Origin of the sequence: Shewanella japonica (assembly GCF_002075795.1) — a bacterium.
Classification (GTDB): domain Bacteria; phylum Pseudomonadota; class Gammaproteobacteria; order Enterobacterales; family Shewanellaceae; genus Shewanella; species Shewanella japonica.
In genome coordinates this window covers 518,379-539,593 of record NZ_CP020472.1, presented here as the reverse complement: position 1 = coordinate 539,593, position 21,215 = coordinate 518,379, and the positions used below count along the sequence as shown (strand labels likewise).

The following is a 21,215-nucleotide window of genomic DNA, read 5'->3' as shown; positions in this document are numbered from 1 at the left end:
CATTAAGTGGACACTTTAATGCCTATTTTTTTACTTAACCATTCTCCGTTTTCAGCCGTTGCTTCACACCAATAAAAGCCAATAACAGAAATAGCACAAACAGGGTCCACATATGTATCCATAAAGGTAATACACTCGTCCAACCTGCGCCCATTTGACTTAACTCTAACATAGCCATAATAGCTGGTACGGCAGGAATCACTTGGGATAATTGCACCAAAAGATCAGGAATTAATGCGATAGGCCACACAAAGCCAGACACAAATAAAATGGGCATCGACACTAACAGCAAGACTTGTGTCGGTAACTCTCGCCTTACAAATAGACTACTTAACGCAATGCCACATGCCGCAGTGGATAAAATAAACGGCATCATCAATAAGGCCACTTCAGTTAAAGTCGCTTGCACACTGACATCGTACCAATAAAAGCAATAACCTAGATAAAAGCTCGCAAACAAAGCATAAATGGCGCTAAAAACAGTCAGACGTGCACCAATTAATGCCATAGGTGAAACGTGATTCCAATAGCCCTTTTTGCGCCATTGTCCTGCCCCTAAAATCCCCGTACCAATCAATAACGTTTGGTGCAAAATTAGTAAAAACAATCCAGGCACCACATACGGGGTGTAACCTAAACTGGGATTAAATGCAGGGACGCTATTAATATTGACTGAATGTAAACTTTGCTCAGCTTGCTGCGGGTTTTCTCCTCGTGCTAACAACCCCACTAACTGAATTTGCCGACCCGCATCCATGCCTGCACTAATTAATCCTTCAGCAACAGCTGAATAAATTAAAAAATAGCTCGCATCGCCACCGTAACTTAAGGTGGCTCCTTTACCGAGTAATAAATTACGCCTAAACCCTTCTGGAATGACTAATAAACCATGGGCTTTCGACTCTGATATCCATTGCTGTGCAATATCAATACTGCCCACCAGAGCAACGATAGTAATTTTGGGAGAAGCATCTGCATGTCTAAGCAACTGGCGACTTAATGAAGAGTTGTCGTGATCAACCACAACCACTTGTTGTTGAGTCGGAACTTGGTTCAGATAAGGGAGAGGATAAAGCACCGAGTAAAACAGCACGCCACCAAACATGGTCACGACTATGGCTTTATCCGCTAAAATGGCTTTTAGCTCTACAAATAGCAGTTGCAACCAGCTCATGACTTGACCCCTACAGCTTCACCTTGTGACCTTGTAGTCAGCGCAATTTGCTTATTCCAAATAACACGATGTAACCCCCAAGCTAACGCTAAAACGATAATAAAGTAGCCATAAGAAATACTTTGCTGCAATACCTGAAGCGCTCCAGCGCCGTAGCTGATAATACTGACATGGGAGTCGATATAATGACTAGAAGGCATAATTAAACGCCACCACTGCGCTAACTCTGGCATATCATTGACAGGAAAAGTGATCCCCATAAATGCAAAAGCTGGGGCGAATAAAGCGGTGCAAAAACTGACGCTTCTCGCTGGTTCACGCATCAATAAAAATACCAAAATAACCAAGGTCCACAATGCTAAAAACATCATTGCTTGCGCTGCTATCAGTAACAATAGATTACCCGCAATCGGTAAACGCAACACGCCGTATAACCACGCTAAGATAAAGCCACCATGCACTAACATTACAGGGGTATAAAACAACACTTTAGCGCCAACATGCCACCAAAACTTTGCTGGTAATAAATACTGTTCGCCTTGACGAATGAGGCTGTCGTTTAATGAGTTTACAAATACCATCATTGCCAAAAGCTGCAATAAGGCGATTAACACAGGAGGAACCAAAAATCCCACGTAATTGTTGTTACGGTTAAACAAGGCCGTGGTTTGACTGGTGACAGGACTTAAGTTGACCGCAACCGTTGCACGATTAGCACCATTGAGAAGCTGCTTCATACCAGCTACTTCCATGAGTCCAGCGCCTACACTCAGCTGTAACTGACTCGATAATAGTTTCCCGACTAATAAAAACTGACTGTTATAACGAATATCGACGGTGGGACTGCTACCCGTTAACAACTTACGCTTAAACTCATGCGGAAACACAACCACAGCGTAAACTTCTGCTTGAGTCATCGCAGCCTTTGCATCAGCAAACTGAGTATAGGTAATAGGCTTAATTACGGCATTAGCGGCTAAATTACGGGTTAAGGTTCGAGTAAGTTGGCTATTATCTTGATCAACCACAGCCACAGGCAGTTGCCGAGGTAACCCAGCACTGAATAACCACCACAAGCACAAAATACTGATTAACGGAATATATGTCACCAAAGCCAGTTGCCAGGGTGAACACCATAAGCGTTTCAATTCTTGTTTTAGTAAAACCCGCATCTTCGCACCTTAGTCATAAGAAGCACCTTAATCAGTTTGTAACTAATGATGCTAATTGACACTTAACAGCACAGACATGCCGACTCTTAAATCTGCAATCGGGCGATTGGGGCGTAACTCAACTTCAAAGGTACGCATATCAAAGTCATGGCCACTTTCAGTGGATCGCCAAGTAGCAAAACTGCCCATCACGCTAATATGCGCAATGGTAAAGTCCTCAGTAACCTTTAATGCAGGAATGGTTAAGGCAACCGTTTGCCCTTGCTTGAAATCTGCCAATTGGTCTTCACGTATTTGCATGACGGCCCATGCATCAGTGATATCAATTAAACTGACAACAGGAAAACCACTCGGTGCTAGCTCACCAGCCTGTAATAAGACTTCGCTTACTTCGGCATTTTTAGGCGATCGCATTTGACTGTCAGCTAAAATTGCACTGACTTCCTTCACTGCACCTTCTGCCATGCGAGCATTACCAGCGGCAGCGGCTTTGGTTTCTACTCTTGCCCCTTCATCTGCCATCTGATACATGGCTAATGCTGCTTGTTCGGTATATTGCGCTGCTTTCCACTGAGTAAATGCTTCATCACGCTTTTGTCTGGCAACAACACCTTCATCAAATAGATTTTCAACTCGCTGATAGGTGGTTGCCATTAAATCGGTTGCCGCTTTGGCTTTTAACCATTGCTCTTTCGCCGCTGTCACTTGTTGCTGACGTGCCCCGTTATCCGCTTCTTGTTGCATGGCTTTGGCAGCATCACGCCCCCCTTCAGCTTGCATTAACTTTGCATCCAATTCAGGACTATTAATCGCATACAGTAAATCACCAACTGCAACTTTATCGCCTCGGCGCACCATCACTTGCTCAACTCTACCCGGTACTTTAGATGAGATATTGTATTCACGAGCCTCTATTTGCCCTTGTAACAGTTTCTCTTTCGGCTCAAATGCTAGTTTCAGGCCATAACCCAGTATCCCCAACAGGATAAGAATGGCGATAACAGCAATAATTCGATTAGCCCGCATTTTGATTCTCCTGAAGTTGGGTGCGTCCGATAAATTCATCTAATTGGCCACTAATTGTCATTAGCCTTGCATAAGCTTGCACGAAACGATATTGCGCCCCAAGCTGCTGAGTTTTAACTGCACTTAATTTTAATTCAGCATCCACTCGATCAATGGATGTTGATAGCCCCTGATTAAAGGCCAGTTCACGTAGGCGAAGGTTCTCTGTTGCTAACGCTAATGAGGCATTCAATGCTTTTACTTCTTCATCGGCCTGTTGTAGTTGTCGATAACTTTGATCAAGCAGCAAACTCAGGTCTTGTTGGGTTTGCGCCTTGGTATACTTAGCTTGCAGTAAAGCACTTTGTGCAGCCTCAACTTTGCCACTGCGACCATCACGGCTAAAGATAGGCACGTTTACCCCCACTCCAACCATCCAGTCAGGTTCAATTTGTGAGAACAAGCTATCGTCTTCATATAAGGTGTAATTACCATATAAAAACACTGTTGGATGGTAGCGACCTTTCTCTAGTTGTATGAGACCATTGGCTTGCGCTTCTTTCGCTTCCAGTAATTTGAGCGCAGGGTGCTGCGTTAATGTCAACTGACTTAACCGAGGTAAAGACGGCGACTGAGGCAAACTGAATAACCCTGAAGTAGGATCAGATTCAGGTAAATGCAGCATTCTTGATAGAGCAATTTGAGCCATTTCATGCTGACGCTTTGCACTGCCAAGGTTTACTTTGGCATTTTCTAGTGCCACTTGTGCATTTAAGCGTTCAACTTTTGCAATTTGTCCTTCACGTTCTAGTTTTTGTGCGTGAGACTCATGTTCCGTTAATGAGTCCACTAATTGCTGATTCGTTGCCACTAAGGTTTCTGTTACCGCCACAGCAAAGTAACGATCAACAAGCTGATTAAACATGTCTCTAGAGGTAAGCGAATATTGATGTTTTTTCTCTTCGACATGGGCAGCATGAATACCTTGAGCCGCGGTAATTTTACCGCCAGTATAGATTGGCCACATAGCTTGTAAGCTAGCACGGAAAATATCCTGCTCAGTAAAAGGAGTCACAAATAAAGAGCCAGGAATAGCCGCTAACGCTTCACCCAGTGCTGGAGGAAGCGCACCTGGGTCAATTGCAGCAATGGGATTCAGATCTCGTAAATCTAATTCAATGGGCTTTTCAAGACGGGTATAGCTACCAGCAAGATTTAATGAAGGCAAATTCATGTCTTCACCGGCTCGCTCTTCAGCTTCAGCACGGCTGACTTCTTGAGATTGGGCTTTTAATTTATCACTGACAGTTAATAACTGTTTCCATGCATTAGCAAACGAAAGCGATTCAGCGCTAACCACATGGGATAATGAAGCAGTGATAACAAATACCCCAATGGGTACTAGTGACAAGACTTGTCTTACTTTGATATTGAAAACAGCTAAATGCCTCATGAACCTCATCCTTTAGTTAGAGCAATAACTCTAAATTGGCGAATTATAACTAGTTTTACTGTTTACTTCTAGCGTAAGAGATTGATTTTAAATATTCTAAATGAGTGTAGTACAAAATAAAAAGGTGCCATTACAGCACCTTTATTTTTCCGTTTATGCCGTTCCGCCAACGGTTAAGCTATCTAGTTTCAATGTAGGCTGACCCACACCAACAGGCACACTTTGCCCATCCTTACCGCAAACACCCACACCTTTATCTAACGAAAGATCATTACCGACCATCGAGATTTGGCTCATGGCTTCCGGTCCATTACCAATTAATGTGGCGCCTTTGATTGCTTCGGTCACTTCACCATTTTCAATCAAATACGCTTCAGAGGCTGAGAATACAAATTTACCCGAGGTAATATCCACTTGGCCGCCACCAAAGTTAGGAGCGTAAATGCCTTTTTTAACCGACTTAATCATCTCTTCTGGCGTCGAAGTACCCGCCTCCATATAGGTGTTTGTCATACGTGGCATAGGTAAATGTGCATAAGACTCACGGCGACCGTTGCCCGTCGTAGCTTGTCCCATTAAGCGCGCGTTTAACTTATCTTGCATATAGCCTTTTAAGATACCGTTTTCAATCAAAGTCGTTTTTTGCGTTGGCACGCCTTCATCGTCGATGCTCAATGAACCACGACGATTTTCAATTGTTCCGTCATCCACGACCGTCACTAACTCTGATGCCACTTGCTGACCCACTTTGCCACTAAATGCACTACTGCCTTTACGATTAAAGTCTCCTTCTAAGCCATGCCCTACCGCTTCATGTAACAATACACCAGGCCAGCCATTACCGAGGACAACGGGCATCTCACCTGCAGGGGCATCAATGGCGTTCACATTCACCTGCGCTTGACGCACAGCTTCTCGAGCAAACTCAAAACAAACAGGTAAACCAGCATCATCTGTCGCTAAAAACACACTGTAATCATGACGACCGCCACCACCAGCACTGCCACGCTCACGTTTACCATTATCTTCAAGAATGACGCTACAGTTGAAACGAACTAAAGGTCTAATATCAGCAGCAAGCGTACCGTCACTGGCTGCAACTAAAATTTCTTCATGCACCCCTGATAAACTAACCACGACTTGGATAATACGTGTATCTAGACTGCGAATGTATGCATCGGTTTGTTTAAGCAGGTTGATTTTTGGCGCTTCTTCCATGGCAGCAATGGGATCGTCACTTTTGTATAGTGCGTGAGTATTGTGACGCTTAAAGGCATGCACCTGATGTTGCTGACCAGCGGTTGCGATACCTCGTGCAGCTTCAGCTGCTGATTGCAGCGCTGCAGGAGTAATTTCATCAGCATAAGCAAAGCCTGTCTTTTCACCCGTTATGGCTCGAACCCCTACGCCACGTTCAATATGAAAACTGCCTTCTTTAATGATGCCATCTTCTAACGCCCAAGTTTCATGGCGGCTACCTTGAAAATATAAGTCTGAAAAATCAATATTATGTTGGTGAATAATATTGAGGTAATCCTGTAGCCCATCAAGGGTTAACCCATCATGTAATAAACTTTGTTCAACTTGAGCTAGAAATGGCATTAATTCTCTCTTTAAGCCCTATGGCTTGTAAAAATGTAATTCATCAATCGCAACAGCGATGTTTCATTTATCTTTCTGACTTTAATACTTTAATACTTTGATTAAAGTGCTGTCGTTAGCACGGGTAAATTAAAACGGTTGTGCTCCACGACTGGAATTTGCTGTCTAATATCGTTTAGTTGTTGTCGGTCTATCTGACCTTGCACCCAACCTGTTCCCGTTTTTCGTTCGGCGACAATGTGACCCCAAGGATCAACAATCATACTCTGCCCCCAAGTTTCTCGGCTGCCTTGATTATGTTTGCCCCATTGATCAGCTGCCAGAATGTAACATTGACTTTCAATCGCTCTAGCTTGCACTAACACTTGCCAATGAGCTTCGCCTGTCACTTTAGTAAACGCTGATGGCAGAGCAATAATATCAGCACCTGCAGCTCGTAAAGCACGGAATAAATCGGCAAATCTTACGTCATAACAAATGGCTAAGCCCACTTTACCAAACGGGGTATCGATAACACTAATACGATCGCCAGGACAAAAAGTATCACTTTCACGATATGAGCGTGTACTGTCGGCAACTTCGACATCGAATAAGTGTAACTTATCATAACTGCCTAAGGTATCACCTGTATCATCAAATAAATAACTTCGGCTATATACCCGTCCATCATTCGCTAAAATAGGGATGGTTCCAGCCACCATATACACTCGATGACGATTAGCCAATGCAGCTAAAGCCTGTTTCAGCTCACTGGTTTTATCATCTCCAGCGACTGATAACTGTTGCTGTTCATGACCACCAAATAACAAACTACATTCTGGTAATACAACGAGCTGAGGCTGGTTTTCTTGCCTTGGAAGTTGACTAAGCTGCTCGTCGATAAAAGCTAAGTTGGCTTGAACATCCCTGCTGCTCTGACATTGCAGTAAGTTGACTTGCATTAGCGCCTCCTTGGCTTTGACGTTGCTGGTAATCAACAAATGATATCGGACTGCTACCCTCCCCTTTAGGAGCGTTATCGGAATCAGTCTCGGTTTGAGTATTGCTGTTAATAATGATGTTATCGCTGTTTTTGCTGCTATCCGCCTCGATACTGATTGCAGGTACATTGGAACTGTCTGGTACAGTCATCTCAGTTACAGTTTGAGTGCCAGAGTCATTGACATCTAATCGCTCGCTCGCCTGTTGCAATTGGTCTTGTTGAGCACCTTGCAGATTACTTTGTGGCTCAGTTTCGACTTTTTCACGAGGTAAAATTGATTCAGGGATTTCGATTTCTTTACTCTTACGCTCTAACTCTTCTAGCAAAGGATCATTCATTGTACCGCCTAATCTGAAACGAATTTCAGAAATGACTTCAATGACTGGCTCCAATACTTTTGTGAGTGCAAAGGCGCCTAAGCCCAATGTCCAAGCGCTGGTACTTAATAGCACTACAGTTGGGACGCTCGAGGCTAATTGCGGAATAAAGCGAATATCGTAATTCAAACTTTGAGTGGTTAAGTCAGTATAGCCTCGTACTTTCATGTTGCCTGCTATCGCATCCATTTCTGTATCTGTGGTTTTTACGACGCCATTATCAATATCCAATGACCCACCAAAAGAGTCGAAATATAACCCCTTGCCAAACACATCAGAGAAGTCTAACGAGAGTTTTCTCACTAACGAGTCCAAACTAAACAAGGAGAAAATACGAGCGCCTTTATCGCTCACTTCAGATAAATACCCTTTACCCAAATCAAAGCGTAATTTGCCGTTTAAGGTTTCTAATGAGAATTCATACGGCGCACCTTGCCATGAAAACTCTCCCACCATATCCACAGGCGCATCTTTAAGACCAGGACTGATGCCTAACGCTTCAGATAACGCATCAAACTTGCTGGCTTTTACATTGACATCAAACGTGGTCATGCTTTTTCCTGCGGCGAACGTCCAATCTCCAGAGGCTTGCAGGCTGACTATTGGCCTTGTTAAGGTCAGCGTTTGGAAGCGGTAGCCATTCTCATACGGTATTCCTTGTAGCACAAGGTGGCCTAAACGCGTTTTATATAAACCAAAATCATCTACATCAACTGCAAGTGGCGGTAAATTATCGAGTAAATTGCCTGGGGTAAATTCGGCATCTTCTGGCGCTTTCACATTAGGTGCTAAATGCAATTTACTGGCAACAATTTTAAGGCCTTGCTCGCGCCAACTTGGATAAAAATCAATATTACCCACCATCTGTTCTGATTCAATATCGAAGCGCCATACATGCTGAAGCGGCTTGGCTGTAAACGATAATTGCTCAAAGTTTTGACTTAAAATATTCAATGAACCAATTTGGGCGTCGATTAAGGCTAACGGCGGGAAAAAGCTCACCTTGTCATCAAGATCAGTAAGGTTAAATACTGGCTCTGATTCAACGTTTACTGAAGAAGATTGATTAGCCAGTTCAGCAATTGGCTCAATGTTTGACGTTTTAGCAGTATTATCAGGGGCCGTTTGCGATGTTTCATCACTGACGACTATTGATTCTTTATCTGCAATAACATCGATACTGGAAGTCACTTTATCAGTAAATTTACTGATAAGAGGTAGCCATGTGGTCAATTCAGCTTCTGGTAAGTCAATTTGAATGTGACCTTGGTTTTTAACGAGCTTATCACCCAGTTTAAAATGGCGCCCGAGTAACAGATCATAATGTGCGAGGTAGTCGCCACTTTGCTCATTAAACCCGCCCCAAAACTCAGCTTCTTTGCCTAACTTGATCCCTAAGGAAGATTGCTTGTTATCACCAATTAATTCAGCTCGCAGCATTCTAGGTTCGTCGGCTGCTTTAGTAAAAGGAGCTGGTAAGGACAATGTTGTGCCTGTGAGATCTGAATTTAATTGTACTTGTAAACGATAACCAAGCGGATCAAAAATCATCGTTAACCCACCATCCCAATCTAGGCTTCCTGAATAATAATCAGATAATGGATTATCAATGTAATTCGGTAAATTATCTAAATCCCATTGGCCGTTCAGATCGACGCTTAAAGCAAGATCACCGCTATTCGTTTGCTCTGTTGCAAAGCTAAACTGCAATGGTTGCTCAAATAAATCTGCCGCGATTTCTTGACCACTCACTTCAGCATTAATAAATTCGACAGCGCCACTCACACTGTTTAAATGCAGCCCGGGAGAGGTGATATATACGGCATTATTATCGAAGATTATCACGCCTTTATTGTTCGCTTTCGCGCCATCATAAAGCGGAATGGTTAAATCTAAATCACTCACAATGTCACCAGAGATTTGCACAACATTGAGTGTTGAGCCCACTGAGGTTTTAAGCGGTGAATTATCAATAACGGCTTTGGCAGCATCAGCATCAGCGCCAACCTCAGCTTCAATTCTTAAGGTCGTTTCTTTACCCATATAAGGAATATAAACGTGTGCACCGTCGGCATCCACATCCAATAATTTCCCTTTGTTAACAACAATATCCATTGCCGCATTTTCAAATAATGCATAAAGGCTTAACGCTTCAACTGCTGGCCAATCGGGTTGAAACAAAAATGCACCATCATTTAAATTAAAACCTGCTTGAAAGATGCCAGAATGATCTTGATATGGAAACTGATTAAGTTGACCGTGCCAGACAATTTCAGCGTCAGGAATTTGGCCTTTTTTAAGCGATCCATTTAGATAATCTACCAAGTTATCGCTCATCGCATCTAACGGAAAATAACGACCCGCATGTTCAACATTATTGATGGCTAAGTTAGCATTTAAGGCAAGGTGTGCTTGCTCTAATAAATCCAGTTGCATTGATGCAGCGAGATCGATATCGGCATTGCTAAAGTGAACATGAGGTAATATCAGGCGCGACTTATCGACGTTATATTGAACTTGAAATGCATCACCTTTAAGCGCAAGCGGTGCTTCAAACCCATCTTGAAAATCAAGTTGATAATCTTGTGCTGGGAACTCAGCATTGACTAAGCCATTGGCCCAAGAAAAGCGTAAATCAATTGGGGCACTACCGGGTATTCCCTCTGTAGCAGACCACTTGAGTTGGTTAATTTCGGTTTTGAGTAAGAATGGTTTCCCTGACTCTTTAAGTAATTGCAGCGGCCCAATAACGCCACTTGGTGACAACTCTTGCCATTGAGCCACGCCCTTTTCTCCCATTTTAGGAAATAAAGGGAGCAATGGCGTGAGCACTTCAGGCGCAATTTCATTCACGCTAACCGATAAGTCACTGTAGTTAGTTTTCAGTGATAAATTAAGCTCAGGCCATGGAACACCATTGGTCGAAAAGTCTAAATCATGGCTTGTAACTTGCCAGCCATTATCATTTGGTTGCCACTTTAACGCACCGCCATTAATCGCAAACTTTTGCAGTTGTTCAGTATTTTGCTTATCAGATGTATTCCACTGCAACCAGCTTGGTTCGAACATCAACAAGCCTGTATTGATAGTTCGATGCTCTATACCTAGCCAAGCTTTAAGATTTACAACACCTTCAAATTCAATACTATCTAATTTTAATAAAGGGTCATGTTGACGTGAAGCCCACTCACCTAGATCTAATGATTCAGCAGAGAGATAAATTTGACCCACTAATTCATCAGGTTTGTAGCCATCGCCAGTGACATCAATTCTGAGAGCCAATAATTCACTTGCTGACGCTTCTGAATCCAAATGCATAAAGCCTTTCGCTTGGTGAAGGCCTGGTTGGTTATGCCACATCAAATTACTGATAAATATTGGTCTAAAATCATGGCTATGACTTAGCAACTGTAAAGTACCGTCACTGATAGAAAAATATTCAAGCTGCTCAAGTAACAAGGCATATAACCAATCTAAATTGGTACTCGCATCCTCATCACTTTTCGAACTAGAAAGCTCGTCTACATTTAACGCAACATGGATGCCATCAAATTTTACGGTTTCAATTTTAGGGGACAGAGTGAGTAATGTTTGCCAAAAATCGAGTTTTAAGTGCACTTTGTTGGCGATTAAGGTCACAGGTAGCGATGGCTGTGGGGGAATAACGAGATTATTAACCGTTAATGCAGGCCCAAACGCTTGCCACTCGGCACTGAGTTTACCCACTTGAACTTCAATCTGGTATTGTTCTTTGAGGTAATTCACCACTTCGTATCGCGCTTCAGGAAGCTGAGGTATTAATCCTCGGATGAGACTCACCGCTAGCGCAAATAGTACCAGTACTACGGCTACAAATTGGAACAAAAAACGACACACTTTTACGGTTTTACTTTTGGGCACTACACCATCACCACGTCATACTTATTTTGAGTATATAAAGTCTCGTTTTGCAGGCGGATCTGTTTGCCAATATACACTTCTAATTCTGCTAATAAGTGGCCTTCTTCAGTACTTAAACTTTTGAATACCGCCGGTGAACAGTACAGCAAAAACTCATCTGCTGCGTATGCTCGATTTAATCTAATAATCTCTCTGAATATCTCATATGAAACCGTTTCAACCGTTTTCATTGAGCCTGTACCTTGGCACGCAGGGCACTCACCGCACACCACATGCTCTAAACTTTCACGAGTACGTTTACGGGTCATTTCAACTAAGCCTAAGCCTGAAAAACCACTTACACTCGTTTTAACACGATCGGTTGCTAACGCAGCTGTTAAGCTGTCTAACACCCGCTTTTTATGATCATCATTCATCATGTCGATAAAATCGATAATGATGATGCCACCTAAATTTCGCAGTCGTAATTGTCGAGCAATAGCTTGAGTCGCTTCTAGATTGGTATTAAAAATGGTTTCGGCAAGGTTTCTGTGGCCAACAAAAGCACCAGTATTAATATCAACCGTTGTCATGGCCTCTGTTTGATCGATAATCAAATAACCACCCGACTTCAGTTCTACTTTACGACCTAATGCACGCTGAATTTCATTTTCTACATCGTACAGTTCAAAAATAGGAGAAGGGCCAGCGTAATGCTCAATTTTGTCTGCGATTTCTGGCATGAACTCTTGAGCAAACCCTTGAAGTTCTGCAAAAGTACGTCTTGAATCGACTTGAATATGATCAAGCTCCTCACCGACAAAGTCTCGAATAATACGCACTTGAAGCGCTAAATCTTGATACAGGAGCGTGGCACCTTTACGTTTACGGCGTTCGCTCACTTTCGCCCAAACACGACGTAAAAATGCAGCATCTTGGGCTAACTCATCATCACCGACCCCCTCAGCTGCGGTGCGAATAATAAAGCCACCATCTTCATCGACATAGGGTTCGGTAATTTTCTTTAGGCGGGCACGTTCTGTTTCTTCTTCAATACGTTGAGACACACCAACATGACTTGAGCCAGGCATAAAGACGAGATATCGAGAAGGAAGAGTTATATCTGTGGTTAAACGAGCACCTTTGGTGCCAAGGGGATCTTTAACCACTTGAACCATAATGTCTTGGCCTTGGCGCACGAGCTCAGCAATATCACGCACCACGAAATTACCTTTTTCTACATCGGCAACACATTCGGTATGCGGCACAATATCTGATGCGTGTAAAAAGGCTGCTTTTTCGAGTCCGATATCAACGAATGCGGCCTGCATACCAGGTAATACTCGGCTGATTTTACCTTTATAAATATTACCAACTAAGCCACGTTTCATTCGGCGTTCTATATGAACTTCTTGTAAAACGCCATGCTCAACAAGTGCAACTCTGGCTTCTGTTGGCGTAACGTTAATCAGTAATTCAGATCCTTTTTTACGCTGTGCTTTTGTGTGCATAAGCCACCTGTTTAACGCCGCGCTTCAAGGATAATGTAATACCAGCAAAAATGGGTGTGGTAACATTCACATGTTGGCGAACGAAAGATTAAGTTAATTCAATTTGATTCATTTCATGGAGCAGTTCGCGCGTTTCGACTAACGGCAATCCTACGACGGCGGAATAACTCCCCATAATAGATTGTACGAAACAACCACCTAGCCCTTGTATGCCATATGCACCGGCTTTATCCATAGGTTCTTCGGTGTTGATATACGCATCGATAGCCTCTGCTGATATCTCGCAAAATGTCACTCGAGTCTGGCATAAACGAGTCAGCGTTATTGCACCGTTGGTCACCGCTACTGCCGTCATAACTTGATGAGTTTGACCCGATAACAAGGTTAACATGCGCTTTGCATCATTAATGTTTTCAGGCTTACCTAAAATTTCCTCGCCCATAACGACAATAGTATCTGACCCCAACACTTTCGCAGCTGGCTCATCATTGCATAAGGTCAAACCCACTCTGGCTTTTTCTTTAGCTAAACGGACAACAAACTCGGCAGCAGGTTCATTATCGTGGTGCGACTCATCAATATCTGGTGCCACTTGCCTAAAGGTAAAATCTGACTCTGTAAAAGCAGCTTCAGCAAAAAGCGCTTTACGTCTTGGCGAAGTCGAAGCGAGAACCCATCCCATATTAACGGACCTTATATCGGCGACGAATATTTCGTAAAACCCAAAATACCCACCACCACATGAAAATACTGGACACTGCAGGCAAAAACATTGACCAATCAAATGCCACGCCGTTCACTACAAACTCAACCCAGTAAATAATAAAATGATACAGGCAAATAAAAATAGCGACCAAAATAGACTGCTGCCAGCGAGTAAAATTACGTAATCTTTGTGATTGCATCACAATCACATAAATCACAATCGAAAAAGCCAGTGAACGAATACCTAAGGTTGCACCTAGTAGCACATCCAGTAATACTCCTAATACCCAAGCCGTTAAAATACTATAGCGATGTGGCAATGCCATTGCCCAATAGATCATTACCATCAATAACCAATCAGGACGCCACGCCTCGACGATTTTGGGTAACGGCATAATCTGAAACATCATGCCAATAAATATGGTCACTAGCACGACAAAGCGGCCATTGGCGATATGCGCACTCATTGGCTTACCTCATCTTCCGCTGATTCAATATCAAGTTCAGCCTCGTTCACCATGGTAGCAGGATCAACTTGCTCTTGTGTGCCATCATCAGGCCATATGAGCAACACATAACGGATCCTATCAAGTGCCGCTAATGGCTGAGCCGAAACAACCGAATAACTTTGCCCAGCATCCCGTGAAATTGTCATCACTCGTGCGACAGGATAGCCTTCTGGAAAACGATTCCCAAGTCCCGATGTAACCAGTAAATCGCCAACTACGATATCGGTACTTTTGGCAACATGTCGCAATTCAATTTCGTCAATATCCCCAGTGCCTTGTGCTACGGCGCGAACATCATTACGGGTAATTCGAACAGGGATCCCATGAGTAGGATCAGTTACTAATAACACCCGACTCGTCAGCTCGCTGACTTCAATCACCTGTCCAACAACCCCTTGGGCATCAACGACAGACTGGCCGACAAAAACCCCTGTACGTGCACCGTGATTTAACACCACATAATGCCTAAAGGGATCACTTGCCACTTCCATGACTTCTGCAACCACTTTTCGAGCATCCATATGCACTGGAGAGCCGAGTAACGCTCGAAGGCGTTCGTTTTCTTGACGTAAATGTTCAAAGCGCTGTAATCGCTCAGACATCATAAGTTGTTGACGCAATAATTCTTTATTTTGCATCGCCAACATATTTCGCGTAGCGATGGAGTCAGCTGACCAATCCAGCAATAAACCGGGGACATTCGCTAAATATTGTAAGGGACTTAAAACTGAGGAAATGGACTGACGAATGGGATCTAGACGATCATTGGCGATAAGCAACACCACCGACAAAAATATTGCCAGTGTTAATCTAAATTGTTGCGATATACCACGAACAAAAATGGGTTTCATAATATGTAGGCGGTGACACTCTTAACATACTTGTCAGAATAAACACCGCCGTTGTTTCGCTCTTTAGTTCTCTTCAGAGAATAAGTCACCACCGTGCATGTCGATCATCTCAAGGGCTTTACCGCCACCTCGAGCAACACACGTTAATGGATCATCAGCAACCATGACAGGAATGCCAGTTTCTTGCATTAATAAACGATCTAAATCGCGTAATAATGCACCACCACCTGTCAGCACCATGCCACGCTCTGAAATATCAGAAGCCAGTTCTGGCGGAGACTGCTCTAATGCAACCATAACAGCACTTACAATACCTGATAAAGGCTCTTGTAATGCCTCTAAAATTTCATTGCTGTTCAAAGTGAAACTTCTTGGAACACCTTCTGCAAGGTTACGACCACGAACTTCAATTTCAAGCACTTCATCACCAGGATAAGCAGTACTAATGGTATGTTTAATACGCTCTGCGGTTGCTTCACCAATCAAGCTGCCGTAATTACGACGAACATAGTTGATGATGGCGTCATCGAATTTATCACCACCAATACGCACTGATGATGAATACACCACACCGTTGAGCGAGATAATCGCAACTTCAGTTGTACCACCACCGATATCAACGACCATTGAACCAGTCGCTTCTGAAACAGGTAAGCCTGCACCAATCGCCGCAGCCATTGGTTCTTCAATTAGGTAAACTTCACGCGCACCAGCACCCATGGCTGATTCACGGATCGCACGGCGCTCAACTTGGGTTGCACCTACCGGTACACACACAAGCACACGTGGACTTGGGCGGAAAAAGCTATTGTTATGCACTTGCTTAATGAAATGCTGCAGCATTTTCTCTGTCACATAAAAGTCAGCGATAACACCGTCTTTCATTGGACGAATAGCTTGAATATTGCCAGGCGTACGACCTAGCATTTGCTTTGCATCTGTTCCCACAGCAGCTACTGATTTTTGTCCGCTACTGCCACGTTCGCCACGGATGGCTACCACCGATGGTTCGTTTAACACGATACCTTCGTCACGAACGTAAATTAATGTATTTGCCGTACCTAAATCGATCGATAGGTCGTTTGAAAAAACTCCACGCAGCTTTTTGAACATGTATCTAGCCTGTATTCTGTAACATCAGAAAAAAGAAAAATCAGGTAACTTTATCAATGCCACTGGTTTTCCACAAGACCGAACAGGTTAACAATCGCTAATCTAGGTGTTTTTTTACAATAATGCTAAATTAATCCACCAGCGCAGAAAAACACCAACTATTCGAGCAAAAAAACAGCAGCATGTTTAAGGCAATCTAGTGTCAAAAAAACGCGCTTTCAACATTTTTTGACATAGTTAACGACCTCACGCTCAATACTGACTCATCGTCACTCGGTTTCTACTTGCCCATTAACGTTTTTCACGCCAATAGATAATTCGATCGTGACCACGATAACGGCCAAAATAAGCACTGGCTCTTGGATCATATAATGTCGTCGTTGAAGCATTATCCCAGTTCCAATACCACTGTAGCCATTCAGGCACGATAAGTGGTGCTGTGACTTGCCCACGATAGTCAGCAGCAGTTCCAGTAATAACCGCATTCCAAAGCAAGGTAAATTCACCTGCAGCGAACATCGAAGATTGCCCAGTTCTAACAATGGTTTGCCCAGATGTTAAACTAGGCTCGAATTGATAGCCTAATACTGAATCATCGACTTGTGTAACTAAAGCAGGTGTCACCGTGGAGCAGTTATCCAGAATATTCACACTCCAATCAGCGCCGTCCCAATACTCTGCACGAGTGGGCATTTGCAAGGTATCATTTTCTGCACCATAGGTATTATCCATCACCACTCGACCATGTCGAAAACGTTGGGTTGTGATTTGCTTAGCATCGCAATTGCTACCACAGCTACCAACAGTAGCCGCATTCATGTCAGGATCTGCCACAAAGCTATTATCGCCATCGTTATCGACCATAACCACACCGATATCCATGTCTTCAAATGGCCCATCTTTATTAGGGGCAGCCAATCGGGATAAGCTTGCCATGTAACTACTATCAACTGTGGCCACTCCAGCACTCCATGAACTAGCAGATACTGGTAAAGCACTTAAACGATTTCGCTTATCATCACCATCATCACTGTTTTCCCCGACCAATATCGCCGTGGCAAAAGCAAAGTCGCCTTGATAGTTTTCCGTGACATCTGAGCCAATGTTAAATGCAGAAATATTCATCGCCATTGAAAAAGGCTGATCCATATAATTAAATACAGTACACGCTGGTAATACACTGACACCACTAATCGCAAACCTATCGGGTATAAAGCGGCCTATATTGCCGGAGCTCGCCAATGGAATATCATAAAAACTCGAGCCTAAATAACTTGAATCTGACTTAACGGTAAACTCAAATACACCCACTTCACTGATTGATTGAGTAATCGTGTTGCTGTTATTTGCTGCAGCAAGATGATCATAACTGCTTAAGCCAATATCACCTTCGATACCTGGAGATGGTGCCACAAGGGAACTTGCGAGTGTCATTCCTGCATGAGCATAATTTGGTGTTGCAAGATTATCGCAATAGTCGCTATCTCCATCTGACTCCCACGCCATACCTTGAATCGTTAATTCAAACTCTTCGCCCGCTTTTTTATAAACGGCGCAAGTCTGATTTCCGGCAGGGCAACTCGCAGCAGCATCAACTGGGCTAACACATAATCCGACAGGGAAGCTGACAAATGTGTCTGCCCCAACCATAACAAGGCCATCCTCATCACCTGTTCCGTCGTATTGTGCGTTAAGTTGGATAGCGCCCGCATCAGGGTAATTCACGTCAATTTCTGCAACACCATTGCTGTCAAAATCCAAATTAATTGGCGTTCGTGTGCCAACACTTGTACCGATACTCGTTGCAGTACCAGACCCTGTCACAGAGACATTTTGGCCTGAGATAACGGTACTAGGCTCTATATAATCACTCCAGAATCCCACGCTCTTGGTAACATCGGCAAATTGAGGAACACATTCCAGCGTTTCGCTATCTTTCTCTACTGCGGAGATATTTATCATCCCAGTGGGTTTATTCGCTAATTTATCCGGCACATCAAAAATAAAGCCACTATCTGCAAAATTAAACGTACATTGAGCTGCTGTAGGAGTATTACCTGCGATACTACATAAAGTGGTACTGAATGGTTTGGCTCCTGGGGTTGAACCTGTTACATCCACAGTCACTGAACCTGCGGTATTATTTCTTAACTCTAAATTGGTACTTCCACCACTAAAGCTAACGACGTTACCGCCAATCCAGCCGCCACCAGTAGCTATTGTTGCAGGACTCAATGTTGCAGTAACAAAATCCGGAACTGTTTGAGTACAGTCTGCATTCGCACAAGCTTTTAATGTCATGGGCTCTGCATTACAGGTTAAGGCTGCACCAGTATGAGTAAATTCAAAATGGTCAATGACAACCCCTATTGGGTTGGAATCAAGCGCACAAATTTCAACATTATCAATTTCATGGTTATTAGTTGCCCCGCCAGTAGAACCTGTTAATGAAAGTAAAAAATCAGTAGGGACAGCTGACTGATTAGGTTCTAATGCAGCATCAAAAGGAGAAATGAGCATTTCGTAGCCATTGCCAGTGTCACGCTCAACACTGACCATTGATTGGCCAGCAACCTGAGAATCAACGGTTATACGGTAACGATGATTTGCATTTTCATTATTATCAACCGTAGGCGATAAACAACCTCCACTAGGGTTATCTTGCCCATTATTACAGGTACCACGTAGATAATCGTAACCACTAGTCCCCGAACCTGAGCCACGAACTGCTACAGACTGCTGTCTTCTACCAGGTCCACCAGGGCCTCCTTCGGTAGAAAAGTTACCATACTCATCAATACCAAAACCCAACCAACCTCCCGCAAAACCGTCGACATTCGAACGAGCACCGTAGCCTAATGGACCACCATATGAACCAGGCTGAGGAGTAATTGAAGCATCAGATAACACAAAAGCAATACCATCAGCACCACTACCCCCATAGGCATAATGATCAAACTCAATGGTCACTAAGTTTCCTGCGGCAGGGAAAAGTCGCTGATATGTCGAAGACGTAGCCTGATTTCCAGCAGCTTCGGTTATCCGAAGTCGGTTATTCACAATAGTAGGAATAAACCCACCGCGACTTTCAGAAACGACCCAATCATCACCCACATCACTGCGCTGAAAGTCATCATTAAAACACGTTAACACCTGTTCTTCTTTTTCTAAGGCGATAAAACTATAATTTTCCCATATATGGCGACGGTCTGTATCCCGGTAGGTATCTTCATCAACCACCATACTCACCAGTGAATTTGTCAATTGGCAACGCCTTAACCAACCACCGTCACCACCACGGCGGCTATTTTTTCCTGCGACAAAAATGGGGGGATTAGTAAACCCTTCAAGCGCAGTCGTAAAGCCGCATTGGTAGCTTAGGTCTTGAACACTACCTGCGGTAAAAGTCTGCGCTTGACCGAAATGATAATTGAGGTTTTCACTGTTTAATACAATTGAGCCACTGCCTGATTGCAAGCTCAAATAAGCAACCGTTTCCGCCTGAATCTGATTATTATTTAAATTATCTGGCTGGCATCGACTGTTATTACTCCTGACTTCAGAAGTATCCATCGCTAAACGGATCCCTGTATTGTTAAATTGCGACAAGCTCGTCAACCAACAGTTATTTACCTGAGTTTGCAATTGATTCAGCACAACATTCTGTGTGCTTGGTAACGCCACATTAACGTATTGACTATTGGAGCCAATCAGAGCGGTATCAAGCTCTACTGTTCCTGCGATAAGCTGAGTACCATTGGATAAATCATGGGTTCCCGCATTCACCGCAACCCAGTGAATTTCTGTCATATCTTCAGATTCAACATAACGACTTGCGGGTGACGGAGACTCCTGTTGAGACCAACTAAAACCGGTTGTCGTCGGTGTGCCATCTAAAAATACAGAAGCTGGGCCATCACTATTAGTATTCGTTTGCTCGATAGTCGGCATTAAAAAAACAAGAGGCGTAACACCGTCAGGAAAAGCCGTATCAAAAGTCACGCTACCAGAGGTGGATTTACCATATTGAATATGGAAAGGAGTGGGCTCAGGAAAGCCGTCGTTAATGGTTGTATCATCATTAATCACTAATTTTCTTGAGGTGATACGGCCATTAAAGGTGTTAGTGCGGTTAATGGTAATATTACCGTCACTATATATGTAACCGTTAATCTCAGAATCAGAACTGTTAAAATCAATATTGTTATAGGCAATCAGTGTAAATGTAGAATCAGTACCTTGATTAACGGTCAACGCACCATTAATTGAAGTACTGTTATTAACAAATAATCTGACATTGCCCGTTGTATTTATTACTGGAGAGCCACCATTAATAGTAAATGACTCAACCCAATAGTCACCTTCTGGAAGGTTAATGGTGGTCTTCTTATCCAAGATTAAGCTCTTGATTCGATAGGGTTCACTTGGCGCAGCACCGAATGTTAACTCGCAATTATTTTTATCAATAATCACATTCCCAAATTCGGTTATTCCAGGTCCCAGTAGATCATTGTTAGAACACTGCCCCCATGAGATCCCAGTATTACCTGAGCTAAACAAAAACTCATTTCCAGCAACATTCAAATCAAGACCATCAATATCAGTACCTGATATTTCGCACTTTTTATACCCCGATGCACCATCATCACAGGTTTGATTTCCAATCTCATTACTTGAATTACTTGTGCAATAATCGAGTGCGACGCCATTTGTTCCATTAATTTGAGCATCGTAAATAACTAACTGCTGATTGATATTTTCACAACTCGCCGCTGTACCATGATGTCCTTGAACGACATTTGGGAAGTAGCGGGCATAATCTATGCTTTCAAAAGCACTTACTTGAAAAGACAGCACTGCAAGCATTACAAATGAATACAAC

The 21,215-nt window shown here is 43.2% G+C and carries 13 protein-coding genes; all 13 read right to left on the bottom strand.

All coding sequences use genetic code 11. The annotated features are described in order from the left end of the window. Nucleotides 1-34 precede the first annotated feature (34 nt). A complete protein-coding gene (locus SJ2017_RS02365; protein ID WP_080914747.1) occupies nt 35-1,174 on the bottom strand; it encodes an ABC transporter permease in 1,140 nt (379 codons plus the stop codon). Then, nucleotides 1,171-2,346, bottom strand: a complete 1,176-nt coding sequence (locus SJ2017_RS02360) for an ABC transporter permease (protein ID WP_080914746.1) — start codon at nt 2,344-2,346, stop codon at nt 1,171-1,173. Before SJ2017_RS02360 ends, SJ2017_RS02365 begins: the two co-directional genes overlap by 4 nt. A 51-nt stretch (nt 2,347-2,397) precedes the next feature. Further along, on the bottom strand, nt 2,398-3,372 hold the full coding sequence (locus tag SJ2017_RS02355; protein ID WP_080914745.1) for an HlyD family secretion protein: 975 nt from the start codon (nt 3,370-3,372) through the stop codon (nt 2,398-2,400). Further along, nucleotides 3,362-4,804: a TolC family protein gene (locus tag SJ2017_RS02350; RefSeq protein ID WP_144430117.1), complete on the bottom strand. Its 1,443-nt coding sequence runs from the start codon at nt 4,802-4,804 to the stop codon at nt 3,362-3,364. The genes SJ2017_RS02355 and SJ2017_RS02350 overlap by 11 nt, the downstream gene beginning before the upstream one ends. 153 nt (nt 4,805-4,957) lie before the next feature. After that, entirely contained in the window at nt 4,958-6,406 is a 1,449-nt protein-coding gene (gene tldD, locus SJ2017_RS02345) for a metalloprotease TldD (RefSeq protein ID WP_055022901.1), read from the bottom strand. A gap of 101 nt (nt 6,407-6,507) precedes the next feature. After that, nucleotides 6,508-7,347 (bottom strand): carbon-nitrogen hydrolase family protein, encoded by an 840-nt coding sequence (locus SJ2017_RS02340; protein WP_080914744.1) that lies wholly within the window; start codon nt 7,345-7,347, stop codon nt 6,508-6,510. Further along, the gene (locus tag SJ2017_RS02335; RefSeq protein WP_080914743.1) at nt 7,271-11,665 is read right to left on the bottom strand and encodes a YhdP family protein; all 4,395 of its coding nucleotides are present in this window, start codon (nt 11,663-11,665) and stop codon (nt 7,271-7,273) included. The genes SJ2017_RS02340 and SJ2017_RS02335 overlap by 77 nt, the downstream gene beginning before the upstream one ends. Then, nucleotides 11,665-13,155, bottom strand: a complete 1,491-nt coding sequence (gene rng, locus SJ2017_RS02330) for a ribonuclease G (RefSeq protein WP_055022904.1) — start codon at nt 13,153-13,155, stop codon at nt 11,665-11,667. Before rng ends, SJ2017_RS02335 begins: the two co-directional genes overlap by 1 nt. A gap of 88 nt (nt 13,156-13,243) precedes the next feature. Then, nucleotides 13,244-13,837 (bottom strand): Maf family protein, encoded by a 594-nt coding sequence (locus SJ2017_RS02325; RefSeq protein WP_055022905.1) that lies wholly within the window; start codon nt 13,835-13,837, stop codon nt 13,244-13,246. A 1-nt stretch (nt 13,838) separates the two neighbouring features. Beyond that, complete coding sequence (gene mreD, locus SJ2017_RS02320) at nt 13,839-14,327, bottom strand: rod shape-determining protein MreD (protein WP_055022906.1); 489 nt, start codon at nt 14,325-14,327, stop codon at nt 13,839-13,841. After that, on the bottom strand, nt 14,324-15,220 hold the full coding sequence (mreC, locus tag SJ2017_RS02315) for a rod shape-determining protein MreC (protein WP_080914742.1): 897 nt from the start codon (nt 15,218-15,220) through the stop codon (nt 14,324-14,326). Before mreC ends, mreD begins: the two co-directional genes overlap by 4 nt. A gap of 63 nt (nt 15,221-15,283) precedes the next feature. After that, nucleotides 15,284-16,333: a rod shape-determining protein gene (locus SJ2017_RS02310; protein WP_080914741.1), complete on the bottom strand. Its 1,050-nt coding sequence runs from the start codon at nt 16,331-16,333 to the stop codon at nt 15,284-15,286. Nucleotides 16,334-16,624: 291 nt separating this feature from the next. Continuing rightward, entirely contained in the window at nt 16,625-21,199 is a 4,575-nt protein-coding gene (locus SJ2017_RS02305) for a DUF6701 domain-containing protein (RefSeq protein ID WP_080917354.1), read from the bottom strand. Between the last annotated feature and the right edge of the window lie 16 nt (nt 21,200-21,215).